This is a genomic window from Micromonospora humi (assembly GCF_900090105.1).
Lineage (GTDB): Bacteria > Actinomycetota > Actinomycetes > Mycobacteriales > Micromonosporaceae > Micromonospora > Micromonospora humi.
In genome coordinates this window covers 193,068-212,544 of record NZ_FMDM01000001.1, presented here as the reverse complement: position 1 = coordinate 212,544, position 19,477 = coordinate 193,068, and the positions used below count along the sequence as shown (strand labels likewise).

Here is a 19,477-nt window from a genome sequence, read left to right as displayed (position 1 = left end):
GCGGGCGGACCCCTTCGGGGGCCGTCCGCCGCTTCGTGTGCGCCGGTGCTTGACCCGATCCGCGGCTCGTGGTCTGCTCACCTCGTCACGTTAATGGAAACGGTTGTCGTTTCCGAAGACAGGAGGAGACCCGTGTCGCTCACCGTTCCGCCCACCCTGCTGCACGCCGCCGAGACCGGGGAGGTCGACGAGGAGGCGTTCGTCGCCTGCGTCCGCGACTCCCTGCCGTACGCCTGGGAGACCGTCAGCCGGGTCGTCGACGACCTGGCGACCACCGACGCCGACTTCACCGACAACGTCGTCCCGCCACCGGGCGACGCCGAACGCGGGCAACTGCTGCGCGCGCTGGCCAGCGACGCGATCCGCGCTGGCCTGGAACGCCACTTCGGGGTACGGCTGGCGTTCCAGAACTGCCACCGGGTGGCCGCGTTCCGGCCGTCCGCCGCCGACTCCGAGGCGTACCGCCGGTTCACCTCCAGCCGCGGCCAACTGCTCAACCAGTCCCCCACGCTGCGCAACTGCTGACCGCCGGGCCCGCGGTGGGTGCGTTTGTTGTCGCCCAGGCGACAACGAACGCACCCGGACCGGGGAGCCGACGCGTGCGGGTGACCGATCGCACCGGCCGGAACTATCCGCCCCTCGGTCCCGACCAACGGTACGAACACCGATCGTCGAGGGGACACCGTCATGCCCAGCACCACCACCGGCCGACTCCGGCGCCCGGCGGCCCTGATCGGCGCGGCCCTGCTGGCCGCGTCCGTCGCCGCCTGCGGTTCCGCCGACGGCTCGACCACCGCCGCGCCGACGGCGTCGGCGTCGGCCTCGGCCTCGGCGAGCGCGGCGGCCGGGGTGCTCGGCATCAGTGACCCGTGGGTGAAGGCCGCCGACAAGGGCATGACCGCCGCGTTCGGCACGCTCGTCAACGACGGCGACGCCGACGTGACGATCACCAAGGCCGCCACCGAGGTGTCCCCGATGGAGCTGCACGAGATGACCATGAAGGACGGGAAGATGGTCATGCAGCCCAAGGAGGGCGGCATCGTGGTCAAGGCGCACTCCCGCGCCACGCTGGAGCCCGGCGGCGACCACCTGATGCTGATGAACATCGCCAAGCCGGTCAAGGCCGGCGACGAGCTGAGCTTCACGCTCACCTTCGCCGACGGCCGCACCCAGACCTTCAGCGCCGTGGCCAAGCCGTTCACCGGTGCCCAGGAGTCCTACGCCCCGGGCCACGGCGACTCCCCGATGCCGGAGATGAGCACGAGCCCCACGGCATGACCGAACGCACCGAGCGAAGCGAGGGCCGTGAGGGCATGCCCAGTCGGCACGGCATGACCGAGGGCTCTCCCACGGGCCGTGCGGTGAGCAGGCGTGGCCTGCTCACCGGCGGCGCGCTCACCGTCGGGGGCACGCTCGCTGGCGCTGGCGCCGGCGCCGTCGCCGCCACCCGCACCGACGCCCCGGCGGTACGCCCCGAGCCGGTGCCGGTGGCGCAGGTCGGCGACGCCGTGGAGCCGTTCCACGGCGCCCGGCAGTCCGGGGTGACCACCGAGCCGCAGGCGCACGCCGCATTCGTGGCGTTCACCCTGAAGCCGGGCGTCGACCGGGCCGCGCTCGGCCGGATGCTGCGACTGCTCTCCGACGACGCCGCCCGACTGACCCAGGGCCGGCCGTCACTCGCCGACACCGAACCGGAACTCGGCCTGCTGCCCGCCCGGCTCACCGTCACGGTCGGCTTCGGCCCCGGCCTGTACGCCGCCGCCGGGCGCGCCGACCGCCGGCCCGCGTCGGTGGCCGACCTGCCGGCGTTCCGCGTCGACCGGCTGCAACCCCGCTGGACCGGCGGGGACCTGCTGCTGCAGATCTGCGCCGACGACCCGCTCACCGTCGCCCACGCCCAACGCGTCCTGGTCAAGGACAGCCGGCCGTTCGCCGCCGTGCGCTGGGTGCAGCAGGGCTTCCGCCGGGCCGCCGGCGCCGAGCCGGGGCGCACCCAGCGCAACCTGTTCGGGCAGCTCGACGGCACCGCCAACCCGAAGCCGGGCACCCCGGCCGACACCGCCGTGTGGGTGACCGACGGGCCGCGCTGGCTGCGCGACTCCACCACCCTCGTGGTGCGGCGGATCAGCATGAACCTGGAGACCTGGGACCTGCTGGGCCGCGCCGACCGGGAGGTCGCGGTGGGCCGCCGACTGGACACCGGCGCGCCGCTGACCGGCGCCGCCGAGCACGACGAGCCGGACTTCGCCGCGCTCGGGCCGGACGGGCTCACCGTCATCCCGGACTTCTCGCACCTCACCCGGGCCCGCGTCACCGACGACCGGCTGAGGATCCTGCGCCGGCCCTACAACTACGACGGCGCGCCGACCGCCGAGGGACACGCGGACAGCGGCCTGATCTTCGCCGCGTACCAGGCCGACATCGCCCGCCAGTTCCTGCCCATCCAGCGCCGGCTGGCCGAACGGGACCTGCTCAACGAGTGGACCACCCCGATCGGCTCGGCCGTCTTCGCCGTGCCGCCCGGCTGCCCGGAGGGCGGCTGGATCGGCGAGCAGGTGCTGGGATGACCACGGCCGGGAAGGCTCGCTCCGCCGCCGCCGCGCTCGCCGCGGTGCTCACCGCGCTGCTGCTGGCGCCGGCCACACCCGCCGCGGCGCACAACGCGTTGCAGTCGGCCACGCCCGCCCAGGACGCCCGGCTCACCGCCGCGCCGACCTCGGTGACGCTGCGCTTCCGGCAACGACTCAACCCGGAGTTCACCACCATCGTGCTCAGCGACGCCGACCGTCGGAAGGTGCCGACCGGCGCGCCGGCGGTGGCGGGCACGGCGGGCACCGTGACCGTGGACCAACCGCTGGCCAACGGCACCTACACCGTCGCCTACCGGGTGGTCTCCGCCGACGGGCATCCGGTGCAGGGGTCGTACCGCTTCACCGTGGCCGACCCGGCCGCGCCCACGGCGTCGACCACGCCCGCGACGGCCGGCGCCGACGCGTCGGCGAGCCCCGCCTCCGCCGCCGGTGACGGCGACGACGGGCCCCCGGTGGCCCTGGTGGCCGGTGCCGTGGCCGGCGCCCTCGCCGTGGCGGGCGCGGGCGTGTTGCTGTCTCGGCGCCGTCGCGCCTCCTGACCCATGCGGCCGGGGCCACCCGGCGACCCGATCCGAAACCAGGTTCCGCACCGTGCACCAGCCCACGTCCCCGTCCCCGCGGCCTCCGGCCCACCGGCGGCCCGATCCGGCCGGACCGTCCACCACGAAACGGCCCGACGCGGCGGAGACGGACGCCGCCGGATCGACGGCGGGTCTGCCGGGGAGCGGCCGGTCGACCGCCACCGGAGGGCCGACGGCCGGACCGGGTGCCGTGGGCGCGACGGGACCGGCCGGCTGGCTCGTCGGGCTGGTGGCGGTCGGCGCGGCGGTGGCCGTACTGCTGCTCGCGCTGCGGGCCGGCGGCGCGCTCGCCGCCGCGATCCCCGGCCTGCCCGATCCCGGCCCGGTCACCTCGTGGGCGCTGCCACCGGTCCGGCTGCTCGCCGACGGGCTGGCCACGCTCGCCGTCGGGTTCGCGGTGACCGCCGCGTTCCTGCTGCCCGGCGACGGGGCGAGCGTGTCCGCGCACGGCTGGCTGCTGCTGCGCCGCGCCGGCCTGGCGGCGGCCGGCTGGGCCGTGGCGGCGCTGGTGCTGCTGGTGCTGACCGCCTCCGACCTGCTCGGTGTGCCGCTCGACCGGCTCGGTGCGGCGAGCGTGGTCAGTTTCGGTGTCGACATCTCGCAGGGGCAGTCGTTGCTGGTGCAGGCCGGGCTCGCGGCGGTCGTCGCGGTGGCGGCCCGGGTCGGCGTGTCCCGTGGTACGGCCGCGGTCGCGGCCGGGCTGGCACTGGTCGGCCTGCTGCCGCCGGCGTTGACCGGGCACGCCGCCGGGGCCGGCAACCACCAGATCGCGGTGTCCAGCCTCGCCCTGCACGTGCTCGCCGCCGCGCTGTGGGCCGGCGGCCTGGCCGCGCTGCTGACCATCCGCCGCAGCCGGCACCTGCCCGGGGCCGCCGCGCGCTACAGCCGGCTCGCACTGGCCTGCTTCGTGACGGTCGCGGTCAGCGGCCTGGCCAACGCGGCGGTCCGACTCGGCGCGCTCGACCAGCTCTGGCGGTCCGGCTACGGCGGGCTGGTGCTCGGCAAGCTGGCCGCGCTCGTGCTGCTCGGCCTGCTCGGCGCCGCGCACCGCGGGCGTACGCTGCCGGGCCTCGCGGCCGGGCGACGCGGCGCGTTCGCCCGGCTGGCCGCCGGCGAGCTGGTGGTCTTCGCCGCCACGGTCGGACTGGCCGTGGCGCTGTCCCGCAGCCCGACGCCGGTCGCCGGCACCGCCGACGCCGACCCGGCGACCGAGGTGCTCGGCTTCGGCATGCCGGCCGCGCCCACCGCGGCGCACCTGCTCGGCCAGCCGCTGCCCGATCTGTTCTTCCTGACCGTGACCCTGGTCGGCATCGGCGGCTACCTGGCCGGGGTGCGCCGGCTGCGCCGGGGCGGGCACCACTGGCCGGTGGCCCGCACCGCGAGTTGGATCGGCGGTCTGCTGGTGCTGGCCGCCGCCACCGGCCTCGGCTTCGCCCGGTACGCCTACGTGCTGTTCAGCGCGCACATGGCCCAGCACATGGTGCTGTCCATGGTGGTGCCGATCCTGCTGGTCGGCGGCGCCCCGGTCACGCTCGCGCTGCGGGCGCTGCGCCGCCCGGCCGAGCCGGGGGTGCGCGGCGCGCGGGAGTGGCTGCTCCGCGTCCTGCACAGCCGGGTCACCCGGCTGCTCACCCATCCGCTGGTGGCGCTCGGCATCTACACCGCCGGCCTGTTCGGCCTCTACTTCAGCGAGCTGCTCGGCACGCTGATGCGCTCCCACCTCGGGCACCTGGCCATGCTGGGGCACTTCGTGCTCTCCGGGTACCTGCTGTTCTGGGTGCTCATCGGCATCGACCCGGGCCGGCCCCGGCTCCCCCACCCGATCCTGGTGCTCATCCACCTGGCCTCGATGATGGCGCACGGCTTCTTCGGTCTCGCGCTGATGCAGACCACCACCGTCATCGCCCCCGACTGGTACCTCGGCGTCCATCCCGACTGGGCGGCGTCGCCGCTCGACGACCAGAAGCTCGGCGCCGGCATCGCCTGGGCGTTCGGTGAGATCCCCGCCGCCGTCGTCATGGTCCTGCTGGTGCGGCAGTGGATCCGGGCCGACCAGCGCGAGCAACGCCGCCTCGACCGGGCCGCGGACCGGGCCGCGGCCACCGGCGAGGACGACGACCTGGCCCGCTACAACGCGTTCCTCGCCGCCACGGCGCGCGACCGGAACTGATCGGCACATCGGCGGGAACTTCCGCGCGGTCCGGCCCGACCATTCACCCGGGAGGCGGCAACCGCGCACCACGGCACGGCTCGACGGGCAGCGGGCCGGCCATCCCCCATTCCTCTTTCCCGATCGGAGTTGCCCTGATGTCCGTGACCGAACTGCCCGGCGACCGCGCGCCGGACTCCCCCACCGCGCCGCCCGACCCGGCCCGGCCGGCGCGTCGATCGACGCCGCTGACCGCGCTGCTGACCCGCCTGCACTTCTACGCCGGCATCCTGGTCGCGCCGTTTCTGCTGGTCGCCGCGCTCACCGGCCTGGCCTACACGCTCACCCCCCAGCTCGACGACGCGCTCTACGGCGACACACTCACCGTCTCGACCGTCGGCGAACAGGCCCGGCCGCTCGCCGAGCAGATCGCCGCCGCCCGCGCCGCGCACCCCGACGGCACGCTCACCGGGGTGCAGCCCGGCGACGGCGACCGGACCACCCGGGTGGTGTTCGCCCGGGACGACCTCGGCGACCGGCAGCACACCGTCTACGTCGACCCGTACACCGCGCAGGTCACCGGCCGGTTGACCACCTGGTTCGGCTCGACGCCGGCCACCACCTGGCTGGACGACCTGCACCGCAACCTGCACCTGGGCGACGTCGGCCGGCACTACTCGGAGATCGCGGCGAGCTGGCTGTGGGTGCTGGTGCTGGGCGGGGTGGTGCTGTGGTGGCGCCGGCGCGCCGCCGGCCGGGCCCGCGCCCGGCACCTGCTCGTGCCCGACCTGTCCGCCGGCCGGGGCGTGCGGCGCACCCGGGGCTGGCACGCCACCACCGGCGTCTGGCTCGCCGTCGGCCTGCTGTTCCTCTCCGCCACCGGCCTGACCTGGTCCCGCTACGCGGGGGCGAACTTCTCCGCCGGCCTGGACGCGCTGCGCGCCGGCACGCCGGAGATCTCCACCGCGCTCGCCGGGCCGCCGCCCGCCGCCGGGAGCGGGCACCACGGCGGCTCGCCCGTCGCCCCGGCGGCGGACCCGGCGACCTACGACCGGGTGCTGGGCAGCGCCCGCGCCGCCGGCCTGTCCGGACCGGTAGCGATCACCCCCGCGGCCGAGGACGGCGCCGCGTGGACGGTCGCGCAGACCGACGACCGGTGGCCGGTCGGGTACGACCGGGTCGCCGTCGACCCGGTCGCCGGCACCGTGACCGCCCGCAGCGACTTCGCCGACTGGCCGGTGCTGGCGAAGCTGAGCAAGCTCGGCATCCAGGCCCACATGGGCCGGCTCCTCGGGCCGGTCAACCAGATCCTGCTCGCCGCGCTCGCACTCGGCCTGCTCTGCGTCGTCGTCTGGGGATACCGGATGTGGTGGCAGCGCCGCCCCACCCGCGCCGACCGCCGGGCCCCGCTGGGCGGGCCGCCGGCCCGCGGGGCGGTACGCGGGATGCGCTGGTGGGCGCTGCTGATCGGGGTGCCGGTGGTGGCGGCGCTCGGGTGGGCACTGCCCTGGTTCGGCGTCCCGCTGCTCGGCTTCCTGGTGGTCGACGCCGCGGTCGGGCTGTTCCGGCGGCGTCGGCGTCCGGCCGCCCCGGTCTCGCCCGCCCCGGCCGGCGGCTGACCGGCCGCGCGGTGGGGCCCCACGTCGGGGCCCCACCGCCGGCCCGGAGCTGGCACTGTGGACGGATGACGGACACCGACGCCCGCCGGCCCCACCCCTTCTACCAGGACGCGGACGGCGTCAACCGGCCGCCCGGCCCGCGCAAGCACCCGGACTACGCCCGGTTCGCCGCCGGCTCCGGCGTGGTGCCGATCGTGCGGCAGGTGAACGGGGAGGCGGTCCCCGCGTTGCTGGTCTGCCGGTACGCCGACGTGCGGGAGGTGCTGCGCCGGCAGGACGTCTTCTCCCGGGCGGCCGCCGCGCACGCCGACGAGGTCGACGTGGCGGGCACCATGCTCGGCATGGACGGCGACGAGCACGCCCGGGTGCGGGGCACGGTGAAGGACGCGTTCACCCGGCCGGCGGTCGACGAACTGCGCGACGCCGTACGGGCGGCGGCCGAGGCGAGGTTGGCGTCGATGGTGGACGCCGGCGCCCCGGCGGACCTGGTTCGCGACTTCGCGGTCCCGTTCGCGCTGGACGTGATCTGCGACCTGCTCGGCCTGCCCACCGAGGACCGGATGCGGTTCCGCCGGTGGGGCGACATGTTCCTCGGCGCCGGCGACCTGAGCCGCGAGGACGCCGCCCGGTCGGCCGAGGAGATGGGCGGCTACCTGTGGGGTCAGTTGGAGCAGCGACGCGGGCGGCCCGACGTGGACCTGCTCGGCCGGATCGCGACCGCCGCCGCGGACCAGCCGGCGGACGTCCAGATCAAGCTGCCGATCTCACTGGTGGTGGGCGGGTGGGAGACCACGGCCAGTTCGATCGCCACGTTCGTCCACGTGCTCCAGACCGAGCCGTACGGGCCGGGCGGGACGGCTTGGGCCCACCTGGTCGCGCACCCCGACCGGCTGGACGCGGCGGTCGCCGAGCTGGAACGGCTGCACTCCACGTCCAACGGCGACGAGATGCCGCGGCGGGTGATGGCGGACGTGACGCTGCCCAGCGGCGCCCGGCTCGCCGAGGGTGACATCGTCGTCCCGTCGCACGACGCGGCGAACCGCGACCCGGACGTGTTCGGAGACCCGGAGCGGATGGACTTCGACCGGGCGCCCACGCCGCACCTGTCGTTCGGGCACGGCCCGCACTACTGCATCGGGGCGCACCTGGGCGCGCTGGAGGTCCGCACCGCGCTCGGCCTGCTGCTGCGGGAGCTGCCCGGGCTGCGCCTCGCGGTCCCGCCGGCGGAGGTCGGGTGGAAGGCGGGGCACGCGATCCTCGGCCCGGAGGGCCTGCCGGTCACCTGGTAGGCGGTGGCCGCGGGGCCGGCGCGAGCAATCGCCTGCCTCCATACCGGGGCCACCTGCCGCGTGGCCCGAGTCGCGCCTTCCCCGAGGTGTCGTTCCTGCCCTGAGCCGGTGCGGTGTCCGGGGTTAAGCGGGGCCCCCTCCTATACCGTAAGCGTTAACCGGGGGCCCCTCCTTCGGCTCGCGGTCGAGGTGCAGGCGCAGCAGGAGCCAGCCGAGCGACACCGCGCCGATGAAGAGGTACGCGGCCGGCGTGCCGACCGTGTCCCAGCAGGTGTGCAGCGCGACGGCGGCGGCGAAGGTCAGCAGGAACGCGCCCAGCCGGCGGCCACCGGGCGCGGCGGCGAACGCGAACAACGCGCCGGCGGTCAGGCCCGTCCAGGACAGGTGCGCGGCGGGCGCGGTCAGGCCACGGATCAGCAGCGTCTGCTCCACCGCACCGAGGTTGCCCTGCGACCCGACCAGCGTGGTGAACGCGTAACCCATCGTCTCCAGCGCGGCGAAGCCGGCGCCGGAGGCCACCCCGATCACCAGCCCCTCGCCCGGCGTCCGGTGCCGCCGCCACAGCAGCAGGATGCCGACCGGCACGATCAGCTTCGCGGTCTCCTCGATCAGGCCGACGAACACCATCGGCAGTACGCCGAGCCGGCGCAGCGTGTCGAACTCCAGCCAGCCGGCGGCGACCACGCCGATGACGCCGCCGAGGAACGCGGCCAGGCCGACGACCGCGCCCGGCACCCGCCACCGGCCCGACCGCCCCTCGGCGAAGGTCAGGAACGTGGCCGGGGCGACGGCGGCGCCGAGCACGATCAGCGCGGGTACGAAGGTGATGTTCCGGGTGCCGATCAGTGTCTCCAGCACCAGCAGGAACAGGCCGACACCGACCAACAGGACCACGACCCACGCCCAGCGGCGTCCCCGATTCGCCATGCCGCCGAGTATCGTCGTCGCCTCTCCGCAGCGCCATTCCTGGGCTGAGACGTAGCCGACACGCGGACCCGACATCTGGTGTTGCCCGCGCACCACCACCGCCATATATGGTGTTCCCCGCAGCTGGTTCGGCCGCGTCCCACGGGCGCGGACGAGGCAAGAGGGAACCCGGTGGAAGTCCGGGACTGCCCCGCAGCGGTGAGTGGGAACGACCGCCGTCATCAGCACTGGGCCACCGGCCTGGGAAGCGACGGCCAGTAGGAACGAGTACGACGCCCGCGAGTCCGAAGACCTGCCAGCGCGCCGTGCGCTGCCGCGCACGGCGGTCGACGGTCGCGCGGGACGACCGACGCCAGCAGCCGGGCCGGCCGTGCGTGCCGTGCCCGTTGGCGTTCTCCCGCCGTCCGAGGCCATCGGAGTGACAGCGAGGAGAGGTCATGACGGTCCTACGGGAGCACTCCCCGGAGCAGCGCCGGCTGGCGATGCGGGTCCGCAAGCGGGACGGCGACACCGAGCCGGTCGACGTCAACCGGATCGTCCGGGCGGTGGAACGGTGGGTCGCCGACCTGGACGAGGTGGACCCGCTGCGGGTCGCCACGAAGACGATCAGTGGGCTCTACGACGGGGCGACCACGTCGGAGCTGGACCGGTTGTCGATCCAGACGGCGGCGGAGCTGATCGGCGAGGAGCCGCAGTACTCGAAGCTGGCCGCCCGCCTGCTGGCCGCGTACGTGGCCGAGGAGGTGCGGGGGCAGCAGGTGACGCGCTTCAGCGAGTCCATCGGGTACGCGCACGGGCTCGGGCTGGTCGGCGACGGCACCGCCGCGTTCGTGGCCCGCCACGCCGACGCGCTCGACGACGCCGTGGACCCGGACGGCGACCTGCGGTTCGAGTACTTCGGACTGCGTACGGTGGCGGACCGCTACCTGCTGCGGCATCCGGAGTCGCGGCTGGTGGTGGAGACGCCGCAGTACTGGCTGCTGCGGGTGGCCTGCGGGCTGTCGCACACGCCGGCCGAGGCGGTCGACTTCTACCGGCTGATGTCCCGGCTGGCCTACCTGCCCAGCTCGCCGACGCTGTTCAACTCCGGCACCCGGCACACCCAGATGTCGTCGTGCTTCCTGGTGGACTCGCCGCGCGACGAGCTGGACTCGATCTACGAGCGCTACCACCAGGTCGCGAAGCTGTCGAAGTTCTCCGGCGGCATCGGCATCTCCTGGTCGCGGGTGCGGGGCCGGGGCGCGCTGATCCGGGGCACGAACGGCCGGTCGAACGGCATCGTGCCGTTCCTCAAGACGCTCGACGCCGGGGTCGCGGCGGTCAACCAGGGCGGCCGGCGCAAGGGCGCGGCCTGCGTCTACCTGGAGCCGTGGCACCCGGACGTGGAGGAGTTCCTGGAACTGCGGGACAACACCGGCGAGGAGTCCCGGCGTACCCACAACCTGAACCTGGCCAACTGGATCCCGGACGAGTTCATGCGCCGGGTCGAAGCCGACGAGGACTGGTCGCTGATCGACCCGTCGGACGCGCCGGAACTGCCCGACCTGTACGGCGAGGCGTTCGACGCCGCGTACCGGGCGGCCGAGAAGAACGCCGTGCGCACCGTGCGGGCCCGGGACCTGTACGGGCGGATGATGCGCACGCTCGCGCAGACCGGCAACGGCTGGATGACGTTCAAGGACGCCGCGAACCGGCTGTCCAACCAGACCGGCGAGCCGGGCAACGTCATCCACCTGTCCAACCTGTGCACCGAGATCCTGGAGGTCAACGACGACGCCGAGACGGCGGTCTGCAACCTCGGCTCGGTCAACCTCGGCGCGCACGTCACCGCCGACGGGGTCGACTGGGAGACGCTGCGGGCCACGGTGCGCACCGCCGTGGTCTTCCTGGACCGGGTGATCGACATCAACTACTACCCGGCCGCGCAGGCGGCGGCGTCGAACCCGCGCTGGCGGCCGGTCGGGCTCGGGCTGATGGGCCTGCAGGACGCGTTCTTCACGCTGCGCCTGCCGTTCGACTCGGCGGCGGCCCGGGAGCTGTCCACCCGGGTGCAGGAGGAGATCCTGCTGACCGCGCTGGAGACGTCCGCCGGGCTGGCCGAACGGTTCGGCAGGCATCCGGCGTACCCGCAGACCCGGGCCGCGAAGGGTGACCTGCACCCGGACCTGTGGGGCGCGGAGCCCGCGCAGCGCGACCGGTGGGCCGCGCTGCGAGCCCGGATCGCCGCGCACGGGCTGCGCAACTCGCTCCTGGTGGCGATCGCGCCGACCGCCACCATCGCCTCGATCGCCGGCTGCTACGAGTGCATCGAGCCGCAGGTGTCCAACCTGTTCAAGCGCGAGACCATGTCCGGCGAGTTCCTCCAGGTCAACACGTACCTGGTGCGGGAGCTGAAGGCCCGCGGCATGTGGACGCCGCAGGTCCGCGACCGGATCCGGCGCGCGGAGGGCTCGGTGCAGGGCCTCGACGAGCTGCCCGCCGACGTGCGGGAGCTGTTCCGCACCGCGTGGGAGTTGCCGCAGCGGGCACTGATCGACCTGGCCGCCGCCCGCGCGCCCTACGTCGACCAGTCGCAGTCGCTGAACCTGTTCCTGAGCGCGCCGACCATCGGCAAGCTCTCCTCGATGTACCGCTACGCCTGGAAGTCCGGCCTGAAGACCACCTACTACCTGCGGTCCCGACCCGCCACCCGGATCCAGCAGGCCACCGTCACGCCGGTGCTCGCCCCGGTCGTCGACGCGGCCACGGCCTGCTCCCTGGAGAACCCCGAGAGCTGCGAGGCCTGCCAGTGACCACGACCGCCGAGAACCGACCGATGCTGCTCGACCCGGGGATGAACCTCACCCTGCGCCCGATGCGCTACCCGCACTTCTTCGACAGGTACAAGGACGCGATCAGGAACACCTGGACCGTGGAGGAGGTGGACCTGCACGCCGACCTGGCCGACCTGGGCCGGCTCTCCCCCGCCGAACGGCACCTGGTGTCCCGCCTGGTGGCGTTCTTCGCCACCGGCGACACCATCGTCGCCAACAACCTGGTGCTCAACCTCTATCAGCACGTCAACTCCCCGGAGGGGCGGCTCTATCTGTCCCGGCAGCTGTTCGAGGAGGCGGTGCACGTCCAGTTCTACCTGAACCTGCTGGACACCTACGTGCCCGACGAGGCCGAACGGTTCGCCGCGTTCGCGGCGGTGGAGAACATCCCGTCGATCGCCCGCAAGGCCGAGTTCTGCTTCCGCTGGATCGACTCGGTCTTCGCGCTACGGGAGCTGCGCACCCGCGACGACCGACGGGCGTTCCTGCTCAACCTGATCTGCTTCGCCGCCTGCATCGAGGGGCTGTTCTTCTACGGCGCGTTCGCCTACGTCTACTTCCTGCGCTCCCGGGGGCTGCTCAACGGGCTGGCGTCCGGCACCAACTGGGTGTTCCGCGACGAGTCGATGCACATGGCGTTCGCCTTCGACGTGGTGGACACCGTGCGCGCCGAGGAGCCGGAGCTGTTCGACGCCGGCATGGAACGGCAGGTGCGGGAGATGCTGGCCGAGGCGGTGGAGTGCGAGGCGCAGTTCGCCGAGGACCTGCTGGAGCAGGGCGTCTCCGGGATGTCCTCGGCCGACATGCGGGTCTACCTGCAACACGTGGCCGACCGCCGGCTGGCCGCGCTGGGCATGGCGCCGATGTACGGCAGCGGCAACCCGTTCGCGTTCATGGAGTTGCAGGACGTGCAGGAGCTGTCCAACTTCTTCGAGCGGCGGGTGTCGGCCTACCAGGTCGGCGTGACCGGCCGGGTCACCTTCGACGACGACTTCTGACCGTCGTCGGCGCCCCGGCCGTCGCGCACGCGGCCGGGGCGCGGGCGGTCAGGTCGCCGCGCCCTCGCCCGGCAGCGCGCGGGCCCGCACCGGGCCCATCAGCGCCACGATGGCCAGCGCCAGCACGGCCACGACCAGGAACGCGGTCCGCAGGTTCAGCGCGCCGGCGAGCAGGCCGATCACCGGCGCCGCGAGCAGCGCGCCGGGCCACTGGCCCATCGCCACCACCGAGACGCCCTCGCCGGAGGTCAGGCCGGGCTGCTCGCCGGCGAAGCCGAGCACCGTCGGGGTCACGCAGGCCAGGCCGAAGCCGAGCAGCGCGAAGCCGGCCATCACCGCGACCGGATGGGGGTACGCCACCGGCAGCGCCACGCCGACCGCGGCGACCAGCGCGGACGCCCGGACGAAGCGGATCCGGCCGATCCGGCCGGCCAGCCGGTCGCCGAACAGCCGGGCCACTGTGGCGGCCAGCGAGAGACAGGTGTACGTGGCGGCGGCGAGCACCGCCGCGGCGCCGGCCACCTCGGTGGCGTAGAGCGCACTCCACTGTGCGCCGGCCATCTCGACGAACGAGGCGAGGAACGCGATCACCGCGAGCAGCAGCAGTTGCGGGGTGAACCGCTCACGCAGACCGCGCCGGGCCTCGCCGTTCTTCGTCTCCTGCCGGGGCGTGTCCGGTAGCCACCGCTGGGTGCCGATGAGCAGCGCGCCGAGCAGCACGCTGGTGACCGCCATCTGCGCGGACGGGGAGAGCCCGACCGCGGCGGCGCCGGTGCCGCAGAGCCCGCCGGCGAGCATGCCGATGCTGAAACCGGCGTGGAAGGTGGACAGGATCGGTCGCCCGTAGCGCTTCTGCACCTCCACCGACTGGGCGTTCATCGGGGTGGCCAGCAGGTTGGCGGCGAAGCCCCAGACCGCGAGGCCGGCGACGAGCGCCACCACCGTGGTCGAGGCGGCCAGCAGCGGCGCGTTGACCAGGATCAGCGCGGCCCCGGCCAGCGCCAGCCGGCGGGTGTTGATCCGGCTGATCAGCACCGCGACCACGACCAGGGAGACCAGCTCCCCCGCGTTGGTGGCGATGTTGGCCAGGCCCCAGCCGGTGTTGCCGACACCGACCGCGTCGCGGACCTCCGGCACGCGGGCGGACCAGCCGCCGATGGCCAGGCCCATGATGACGAAGAGCAGCACCACCGACCAGCGGGCCCGGACGGCCGACGGGGGCGGCGCGGGCGACTCCGTCGCGTCCTGGTGCGTCGAGGTGTCCGTCATGATCGTCGTCCCTCTCTCGGATCGGTGCCGGTCAGTGTCCTACCCCGTGGTGTGGTCGAGGAAGCACGCGCCGTCAGGCAGGCGCAGCCGCGCCGGGGGCAGGCCGGGGTCGGTGACGAGCGCCGAGACCACCGCCACGTAGTCGTCGATCAGGCCCTGGACGAGATCGTCGCCGAAGACGCCCCGGTTGCGGATGACCACGCCGCCGGCCCGGTCGTCGTCGACCACGACGATCGGCGAGCCCCGCTTCACCCAGACCGGCAGGCAGTCCGGCGGCACGTCGGCGGCGCGCACCGGCGGCGGGGTGCCGGGTGCGGCCCGGGCGGTCACGTCGATCGGCTCGACCCGCAGCCCCGGGCCGCTCAGCACCGGCGAGGCGGACGCGGCGGACTGGAACCAGGCGTCGAAGAGGTGGTTGTCCGGCCACGGGCGCATCCGGGGGAAGTCCGGCCGGACCGCGCGGGCCACCCGGTGGAACGGGGCGGCGTGGTCGATCGCCCCGGCCAGCGCGGCGTGCGCGGCGGCGACCACCGCACGCATCGGCGCGTGCGGGTCGACCGTCGCCGGCAGGTAGACGTTGTTGGTGAACTGCCCGATGAGCTGCCGGGACAGTGGGCTCTCCCGGCCCAGCGTGGTGGTGCCGAGCACCATCCGCCGCCGTCCGGCCCGCAGCGACAGCAGCACCAGGTAGGCGGCGAGCAGCAGCACGTACGGGCTGGTCCGCTCCGCCCGGGCGGCCGGGCGCAGCCACGCGGTGATCTCCGGCGGGAACGCGAACCGGGTGGCCACCTCGGCGCTGAGCGCGACGTCCGGCGCGGGCGAGGGCGCCGGGAAGAGCTGGTACGGCTCGACCGGCCGCAGCCGGTCGGCCCACCAGCCGGCCCGGGTGGCGGCGTCGATCCCGCCCCCGGCCAGTTCCGCCTCCTGGAGCGCGGCGAGCCCGGCGAAGTCCACCCCGAGCGGCGGCTGCGGGTCGACCGCGCCGAGCCGGGCCGCGTACGCGTGGCACAGGTCCTCCACGAACACCCGGCAGGACCAGCCGTCGGACACCATGTGGAAGAAGCAGAGCGCGAGCACGTGCTCGGTCGCGGAGAGCCGGACCAGCGCGGCCCGCCACAGCGGCGCCCGCCCCGGGTCGAACGCCACGTTGCGGTGCTCGTACGCGATCTGCTCGACGCGGGCCCGCTGCTCGGCGGGCGGGAGCCCGGTCAGGTCGACGTACTCCAGCGGCGACTCGACGTGCGGCAGGATGGTGACGGCCGGGTCGGCGCCGATCCGGTCGAACCGCATCCGGAGCGCGTCGTGCCGGTCCACCACGTCCTGCATGGCCTGCCGCAGCGCGTCGACGCGCAGCGTGCCGCGTAACCGGCGGAACTCCACCACCACGAGCCGGGCGTCGCCGGGGTGGGCCGGGTCGAGCGCGGTCATGAACTCCCACATCATCTGCTGGCTGGGCGCCAGCGGCAGCGTCGTCGACACGTCCGCCTCCTCAGGCCGCCACCGGCTGCGCCGGCGTCGGGTCGAGGAGTTGGTAGTCGGCCTCGTCCGGCGCGCGGAAGCCGGTGAAGAGCAGGTCGGGCCGGCGCAGCCGGAGCGCGGTGACGAACGCGGCGCCGTCAAAGAGCGTCTCGACGGCCACGCAGGCCACCGACTCGGCCACCGCCCGGGGGCCGCGGTCGCCGCCGAGCCGGCCGGGTGTCTTCGCGGCGATCACCGCCGCCGCGACGGCCGGCACCGCGAGCAGACTGCGCCCGCCGCTGCGCCGGGCGGTGAGCAGCCCGGCCAGCGCGGTGACGGCGAGCGTGCTGGCGGTGTTCAGCACGAACCGGCGCCGGTGCGGATGGGCCAGGCAGAGCCACTGCTCGGAGCGGCCGTACGTGGTGAACCGGTAGGCCGCCGCGCGGAACGTGTCGGCGACGCCGGTGTCGTGGGTGACCACCCCGTCCGGCTCGGCGAGCAGCACGTAGCCGGCGTCGGTCAGGAGCAGCCCGAGGTGCAGGTCCTCCCCGCCGATCGGCATCGGCGAGTCCTCGGGGAACCCGCCGACCGCGTCGAACGCGGCGCGTTTCAGCGCGGTGTTCGCCCCGGCACCCCAGGAGACCCGCTCGTGGTGCAGCGGCCGGGTCAGGTCGCCGAGCAGCAGGTAGGAGCGGCTCATCACGCGGAAGAAGGCGCCGTCGCCGGGCTCCACGAGCACCGGGCCGGTGACGCCGGCGACCTCCTGGCCGCTGGCGCGCAGCCGGGCCGCGTACCGGGTGATCAGGTCGGCCGGCACCCGGCAGTCGGAGTCGGTGAAGAGCAGCAGGTCGTGGCGGGCGTGCCGGACGCCCAGGTTCCGCTTGGCGCCGACGTGCCGGGGCCCGCGCACGTAGCGGGCACCGAACTCGGCGCAGGCGGCGCGGTGCGCGGCGGCCGCGGCGGGCGCCGAGTCGTCGACCACCACCACCTCCACCGGCTCGGGACAGTTCGGTGCGGCGTCGCGCAGGCTGCGGAGCTGGCGGCGCATCTCCGGCACCCGGTCCTTGACCGGGATGACGACGGAGACGCCGCGCGTGACGGCGCGGGGTTCGGTCGGTTCGCCCACGGGCGATGCGGATCGGCTCATGTCCGAAGCGTCGGCCACATCGATACAGGATTGATACACGGAAACCTCTTGCGGAGGTATCCGGCATGTATCGCCGATGTATCGACGGCCATCAAGGTCGGTGACATGACGACCTCCACTCCGCTCGACCGGCGGCTCGCCGTCGACGGCGGCCGGCCGGTCCGTCCACCGGACCGCCCGTGGCCGCGCTGGCCGATCCCCGCACCGGACGCCGCCCGCAACCTCTCCGCCGTGCTGCACGGCGGGCGGTGGGCGATCAGCAGCCCCGCCGTCGGCGACGGCGAGCTGTTCGAACGCCGCTTCGCCGCCGACTTCGCCCGCTACGTCGGCACCCGACACTGCGTACCCGTCGACCACGGGTCCAGCGCCCTGGTGGTGGCGCTCGAGTCGCTCGGCCTCGGCTACGGCGAGACCGTGCTCGTGCCGGCGCTGACCTGGACCGCCTCCGCCACCGCCGCGCTGCGCGCCGGCCTGGTGCCGGTCCTCGTCGACGTGGACCGCGACACCGGCTGCGTCGGGCCCGACGACCTCGACCTGTCGGTGGACCCGCGGGCCGTGGTGGCCGTGCACTGGGCCTCGAACATGGCCGACGTGCCGGCGCTCGACGCCGTCACCGGCCCGCGCGGCATCTCGATCGTGGAGGACTGCGCCCAGGCGCACGGCGCCACCTGGCAGGGCCGCCAGGCCGGCTCGTTCGGCCGGCTCGGCTGCTTCAGCTTCCAGCACGGCAAGGTCCTCACCTGCGGGGAGGGCGGGGCCGTGGTCACCGACGACGACGCACTCGCACCGATCCTCCAGGAGCTGCGGGCCGACTCGCGCCGCTACCGGGACGACCGGACGCCGCCGGGCGAGCTGGACCTGGAGGAGAGCGCCGGCGTGCAGGGCGCCAACTTCTGCCTGGGCGAGTTCTCCGCCGCGGTGGCGTGCGCGCAACTGTCCACCCTGGATGCCCAGCACGACGTGCGCAACCAGAACTACCGGCTGCTCACCGAGCTGCTGGCCGGCGTCGACGGCGTCCGGCTGCTGCAACCGGCACCGGGACAGACCCGCATCTCGATCTACGAGGGCACGATCGTCCTCGACGAGCTGCCCGCCGGCATGGACAACGCCGCCGTGGCCGCCGCGCTCACCGCCGAGCTGGGCAAGCGGTTCTACTGCACCGACGAGCCGCTGCACCGCAGCCGACTGCTCCAGCCGTGGACCAAGCCACTGCTCGCGCCGCTGGCCGAGCGCTTCGCCGCCATCCACGCCGACCGCGCCTACCCGAAGACCGAATGGCTGGCCGCGCACACCGTCCAGACCCACCACAGCACCTTCCTCGGCACCGAGCAGGACATGCACGACGTCGCTGCCGCCGTCGCCAAGGTGCTCGCCCGCTGATCGGCGCCACCGTCGGCGCACCCACCAGAAGGGACCATCCCGTGACCGTCACCCAGCGTGAGACCTCGCACAACCCGACCCCCGAGGCCGACGGACCCGTCGGCGTGTGGCTCAACGGCGCCCGCGGCTCGGTCGCCACCACCGCGATCACCGGACTGCTGGCGTTGCGCGCCGGCATGGCCGACTCGACCGGCTGCGTCACCGACACCGGCATGCTGCGCGACGCGCCGCTGGCCGACTGGACGGACATGGTCGTCGGCGGCCACGACATCGTCGACACGCCGCTGGAGAAGAAGGCCGAGTCGCTCGTCGACTCCGGGGTGATCCCCGCGCCGGTGCTCGCCGCCGTGCGGGGCAGCCTGCCCGCGGTCGAGCGCGACCTGCGCACCGGCTACGACGCGCGGACCGAGACCGGATCGCTGGCCGATGTGATCGACCGGCTCGCCGGTGACATCGAGGAGTTCCGCGACCGCCACGGGCTGTCCCGGGTGGTCGTGATCAACGTGTCCTCGACCGAGCCGCCGGTCGACCACCGCCCCGAGTACGACGACCTGGACGCGCTCACCCGCAGCCTGGCCGACCCGGACGACAAGGTGCTGCCGGCCAGCTCGGTGGTCGCGTACGCGGCGTTCCGCGCCGGGTGCGGCTTCGTCGACTTCACCCCGTCGACCGGCGCGCGGCTGCCCGCGCTGGAGATGATGGCGCAGCGCGAGCGGGTGCCGTTCGCCGGCTCGGACGGCAAGACCGGCGAGACGCTGCTGCGCACCGCGCTGGCGCCGATGTTCACCTGCCGCGCCCTGCACGTGCTCTCCTGGGCCGGGGTCAACCTGCTTGGCGGCGGCGACGGCGCCACGCTGGAGGACCCGCGCAACGCCCGGAGCAAGCTCAGCTCCAAGTCCGGTGTGCTGCCCGCGCTGCTCGGCGAGGACGTCACCGCCCCGCTGCACATCGACAACGTGCCGGACCTCGGCGACCACAAGACCGCCTGGGACCACGTCTCGTTCGAGGGTTTCCTCGGCGTACGGATGTCGATGCAGCTGACCTGGAGCGGTGTCGACTCGACGCTGGCCGCCCCGCTGGTGCTCGACCTGGCCCGGCTGACCGCCGCGGCGCACCGGGCCGGGCACGTGGGCGCGATCGAGGAGCTGGGGTTCTTCTTCAAGGACCCGATCGGCTCCGACGAGCACGCGCTGGCCGAGCAGGCGCAGGTGCTCTCCACCTGGGCCGGCGGGCTGGACGGCCGCTGCGCCGACTGA

15 protein-coding genes and 1 riboswitch are annotated in these 19,477 nt (G+C 74.4%); of the genes, 11 read left to right on the top strand and 4 right to left on the bottom strand.

Annotation, left to right across the window (positions count from 1 at the left end; all coding sequences use genetic code 11):
- Positions 1 to 132 precede the first annotated feature (132 nt).
- The 7 genes from GA0070213_RS00910 (at position 133) to GA0070213_RS00880 (ending at position 8,229) form a co-directional block, all read left to right on the top strand.
- Positions 133 to 525 carry an SCO5389 family protein gene (locus GA0070213_RS00910; RefSeq protein ID WP_091055602.1) on the top strand — a complete coding sequence of 131 codons (393 nt, stop codon included), beginning with the start codon at positions 133 to 135 and terminating at the stop codon, positions 523 to 525.
- 162 nt (positions 526 to 687) lie between these two features.
- Positions 688 to 1,278, top strand: a complete 591-nt coding sequence (locus GA0070213_RS00905; protein WP_091055600.1) for a copper chaperone PCu(A)C — start codon at positions 688 to 690, stop codon at positions 1,276 to 1,278.
- A 53-nt stretch (positions 1,279 to 1,331) separates the two neighbouring features.
- On the top strand, positions 1,332 to 2,567 hold the full coding sequence (locus tag GA0070213_RS00900) for a Dyp-type peroxidase (protein ID WP_091056601.1): 1,236 nt from the start codon (positions 1,332 to 1,334) through the stop codon (positions 2,565 to 2,567).
- Positions 2,564 to 3,130 carry a copper resistance CopC family protein gene (locus GA0070213_RS00895; protein WP_091055596.1) on the top strand — a complete coding sequence of 189 codons (567 nt, stop codon included), beginning with the start codon at positions 2,564 to 2,566 and terminating at the stop codon, positions 3,128 to 3,130. The genes GA0070213_RS00900 and GA0070213_RS00895 overlap by 4 nt, the downstream gene beginning before the upstream one ends.
- Before the next feature lie 232 nt (positions 3,131 to 3,362).
- Positions 3,363 to 5,342, top strand: coding sequence for a bifunctional copper resistance protein CopD/cytochrome c oxidase assembly protein (locus GA0070213_RS00890; RefSeq protein ID WP_091055594.1), 1,980 nt, complete (start codon positions 3,363 to 3,365; stop codon positions 5,340 to 5,342).
- A 137-nt stretch (positions 5,343 to 5,479) separates the two neighbouring features.
- The gene (locus tag GA0070213_RS00885) at positions 5,480 to 6,940 is read left to right on the top strand and encodes a PepSY-associated TM helix domain-containing protein (RefSeq protein WP_091055591.1); all 1,461 of its coding nucleotides are present in this window, start codon (positions 5,480 to 5,482) and stop codon (positions 6,938 to 6,940) included.
- Between the two features lie 65 nt (positions 6,941 to 7,005).
- Positions 7,006 to 8,229, top strand: coding sequence for a cytochrome P450 (locus GA0070213_RS00880; RefSeq protein WP_091055589.1), 1,224 nt, complete (start codon positions 7,006 to 7,008; stop codon positions 8,227 to 8,229).
- Positions 8,230 to 8,352: 123 nt separating this feature from the next.
- On the opposite strand, the gene GA0070213_RS00875 is transcribed toward GA0070213_RS00880, so the two are convergent.
- Positions 8,353 to 9,156 (bottom strand): PrsW family intramembrane metalloprotease, encoded by an 804-nt coding sequence (locus GA0070213_RS00875; RefSeq protein WP_091055586.1) that lies wholly within the window; start codon positions 9,154 to 9,156, stop codon positions 8,353 to 8,355.
- 107 nt (positions 9,157 to 9,263) lie between these two features.
- Positions 9,264 to 9,470: riboswitch (cobalamin riboswitch) on the top strand.
- A gap of 123 nt (positions 9,471 to 9,593) precedes the next feature.
- Here GA0070213_RS00875 and GA0070213_RS00870 point away from each other — a divergent pair.
- Positions 9,594 to 11,948: a ribonucleoside-diphosphate reductase subunit alpha gene (locus GA0070213_RS00870; RefSeq protein WP_091055583.1), complete on the top strand. Its 2,355-nt coding sequence runs from the start codon at positions 9,594 to 9,596 to the stop codon at positions 11,946 to 11,948.
- 23 nt (positions 11,949 to 11,971) lie between these two features.
- Entirely contained in the window at positions 11,972 to 12,967 is a 996-nt protein-coding gene (locus GA0070213_RS00865; RefSeq protein WP_091056599.1) for a ribonucleotide-diphosphate reductase subunit beta, read from the top strand.
- Between the two features lie 48 nt (positions 12,968 to 13,015).
- On the opposite strand, the gene GA0070213_RS00860 is transcribed toward GA0070213_RS00865, so the two are convergent.
- The 3 genes from GA0070213_RS00860 to GA0070213_RS00850 are packed head-to-tail and all read right to left on the bottom strand — an operon-like array spanning position 13,016 to position 16,841.
- Positions 13,016 to 14,236, bottom strand: coding sequence for an MFS transporter (locus tag GA0070213_RS00860; protein ID WP_091055580.1), 1,221 nt, complete (start codon positions 14,234 to 14,236; stop codon positions 13,016 to 13,018).
- 39 nt (positions 14,237 to 14,275) lie between these two features.
- Positions 14,276 to 15,715 (bottom strand): condensation domain-containing protein, encoded by a 1,440-nt coding sequence (locus GA0070213_RS00855; RefSeq protein ID WP_091055578.1) that lies wholly within the window; start codon positions 15,713 to 15,715, stop codon positions 14,276 to 14,278.
- 10 nt (positions 15,716 to 15,725) lie between these two features.
- The gene (locus GA0070213_RS00850; RefSeq protein WP_245716198.1) at positions 15,726 to 16,841 is read right to left on the bottom strand and encodes a glycosyltransferase; all 1,116 of its coding nucleotides are present in this window, start codon (positions 16,839 to 16,841) and stop codon (positions 15,726 to 15,728) included.
- Between the two features lie 105 nt (positions 16,842 to 16,946).
- Between GA0070213_RS00850 and GA0070213_RS00845 the strand changes: the two genes are divergently transcribed.
- Both GA0070213_RS00845 and GA0070213_RS00840 read left to right on the top strand, forming a co-directional pair.
- Positions 16,947 to 18,221, top strand: a complete 1,275-nt coding sequence (locus GA0070213_RS00845; RefSeq protein WP_091055575.1) for a DegT/DnrJ/EryC1/StrS family aminotransferase — start codon at positions 16,947 to 16,949, stop codon at positions 18,219 to 18,221.
- A gap of 41 nt (positions 18,222 to 18,262) precedes the next feature.
- On the top strand, positions 18,263 to 19,477 hold the full coding sequence (locus tag GA0070213_RS00840) for an inositol-3-phosphate synthase (RefSeq protein ID WP_091055572.1): 1,215 nt from the start codon (positions 18,263 to 18,265) through the stop codon (positions 19,475 to 19,477).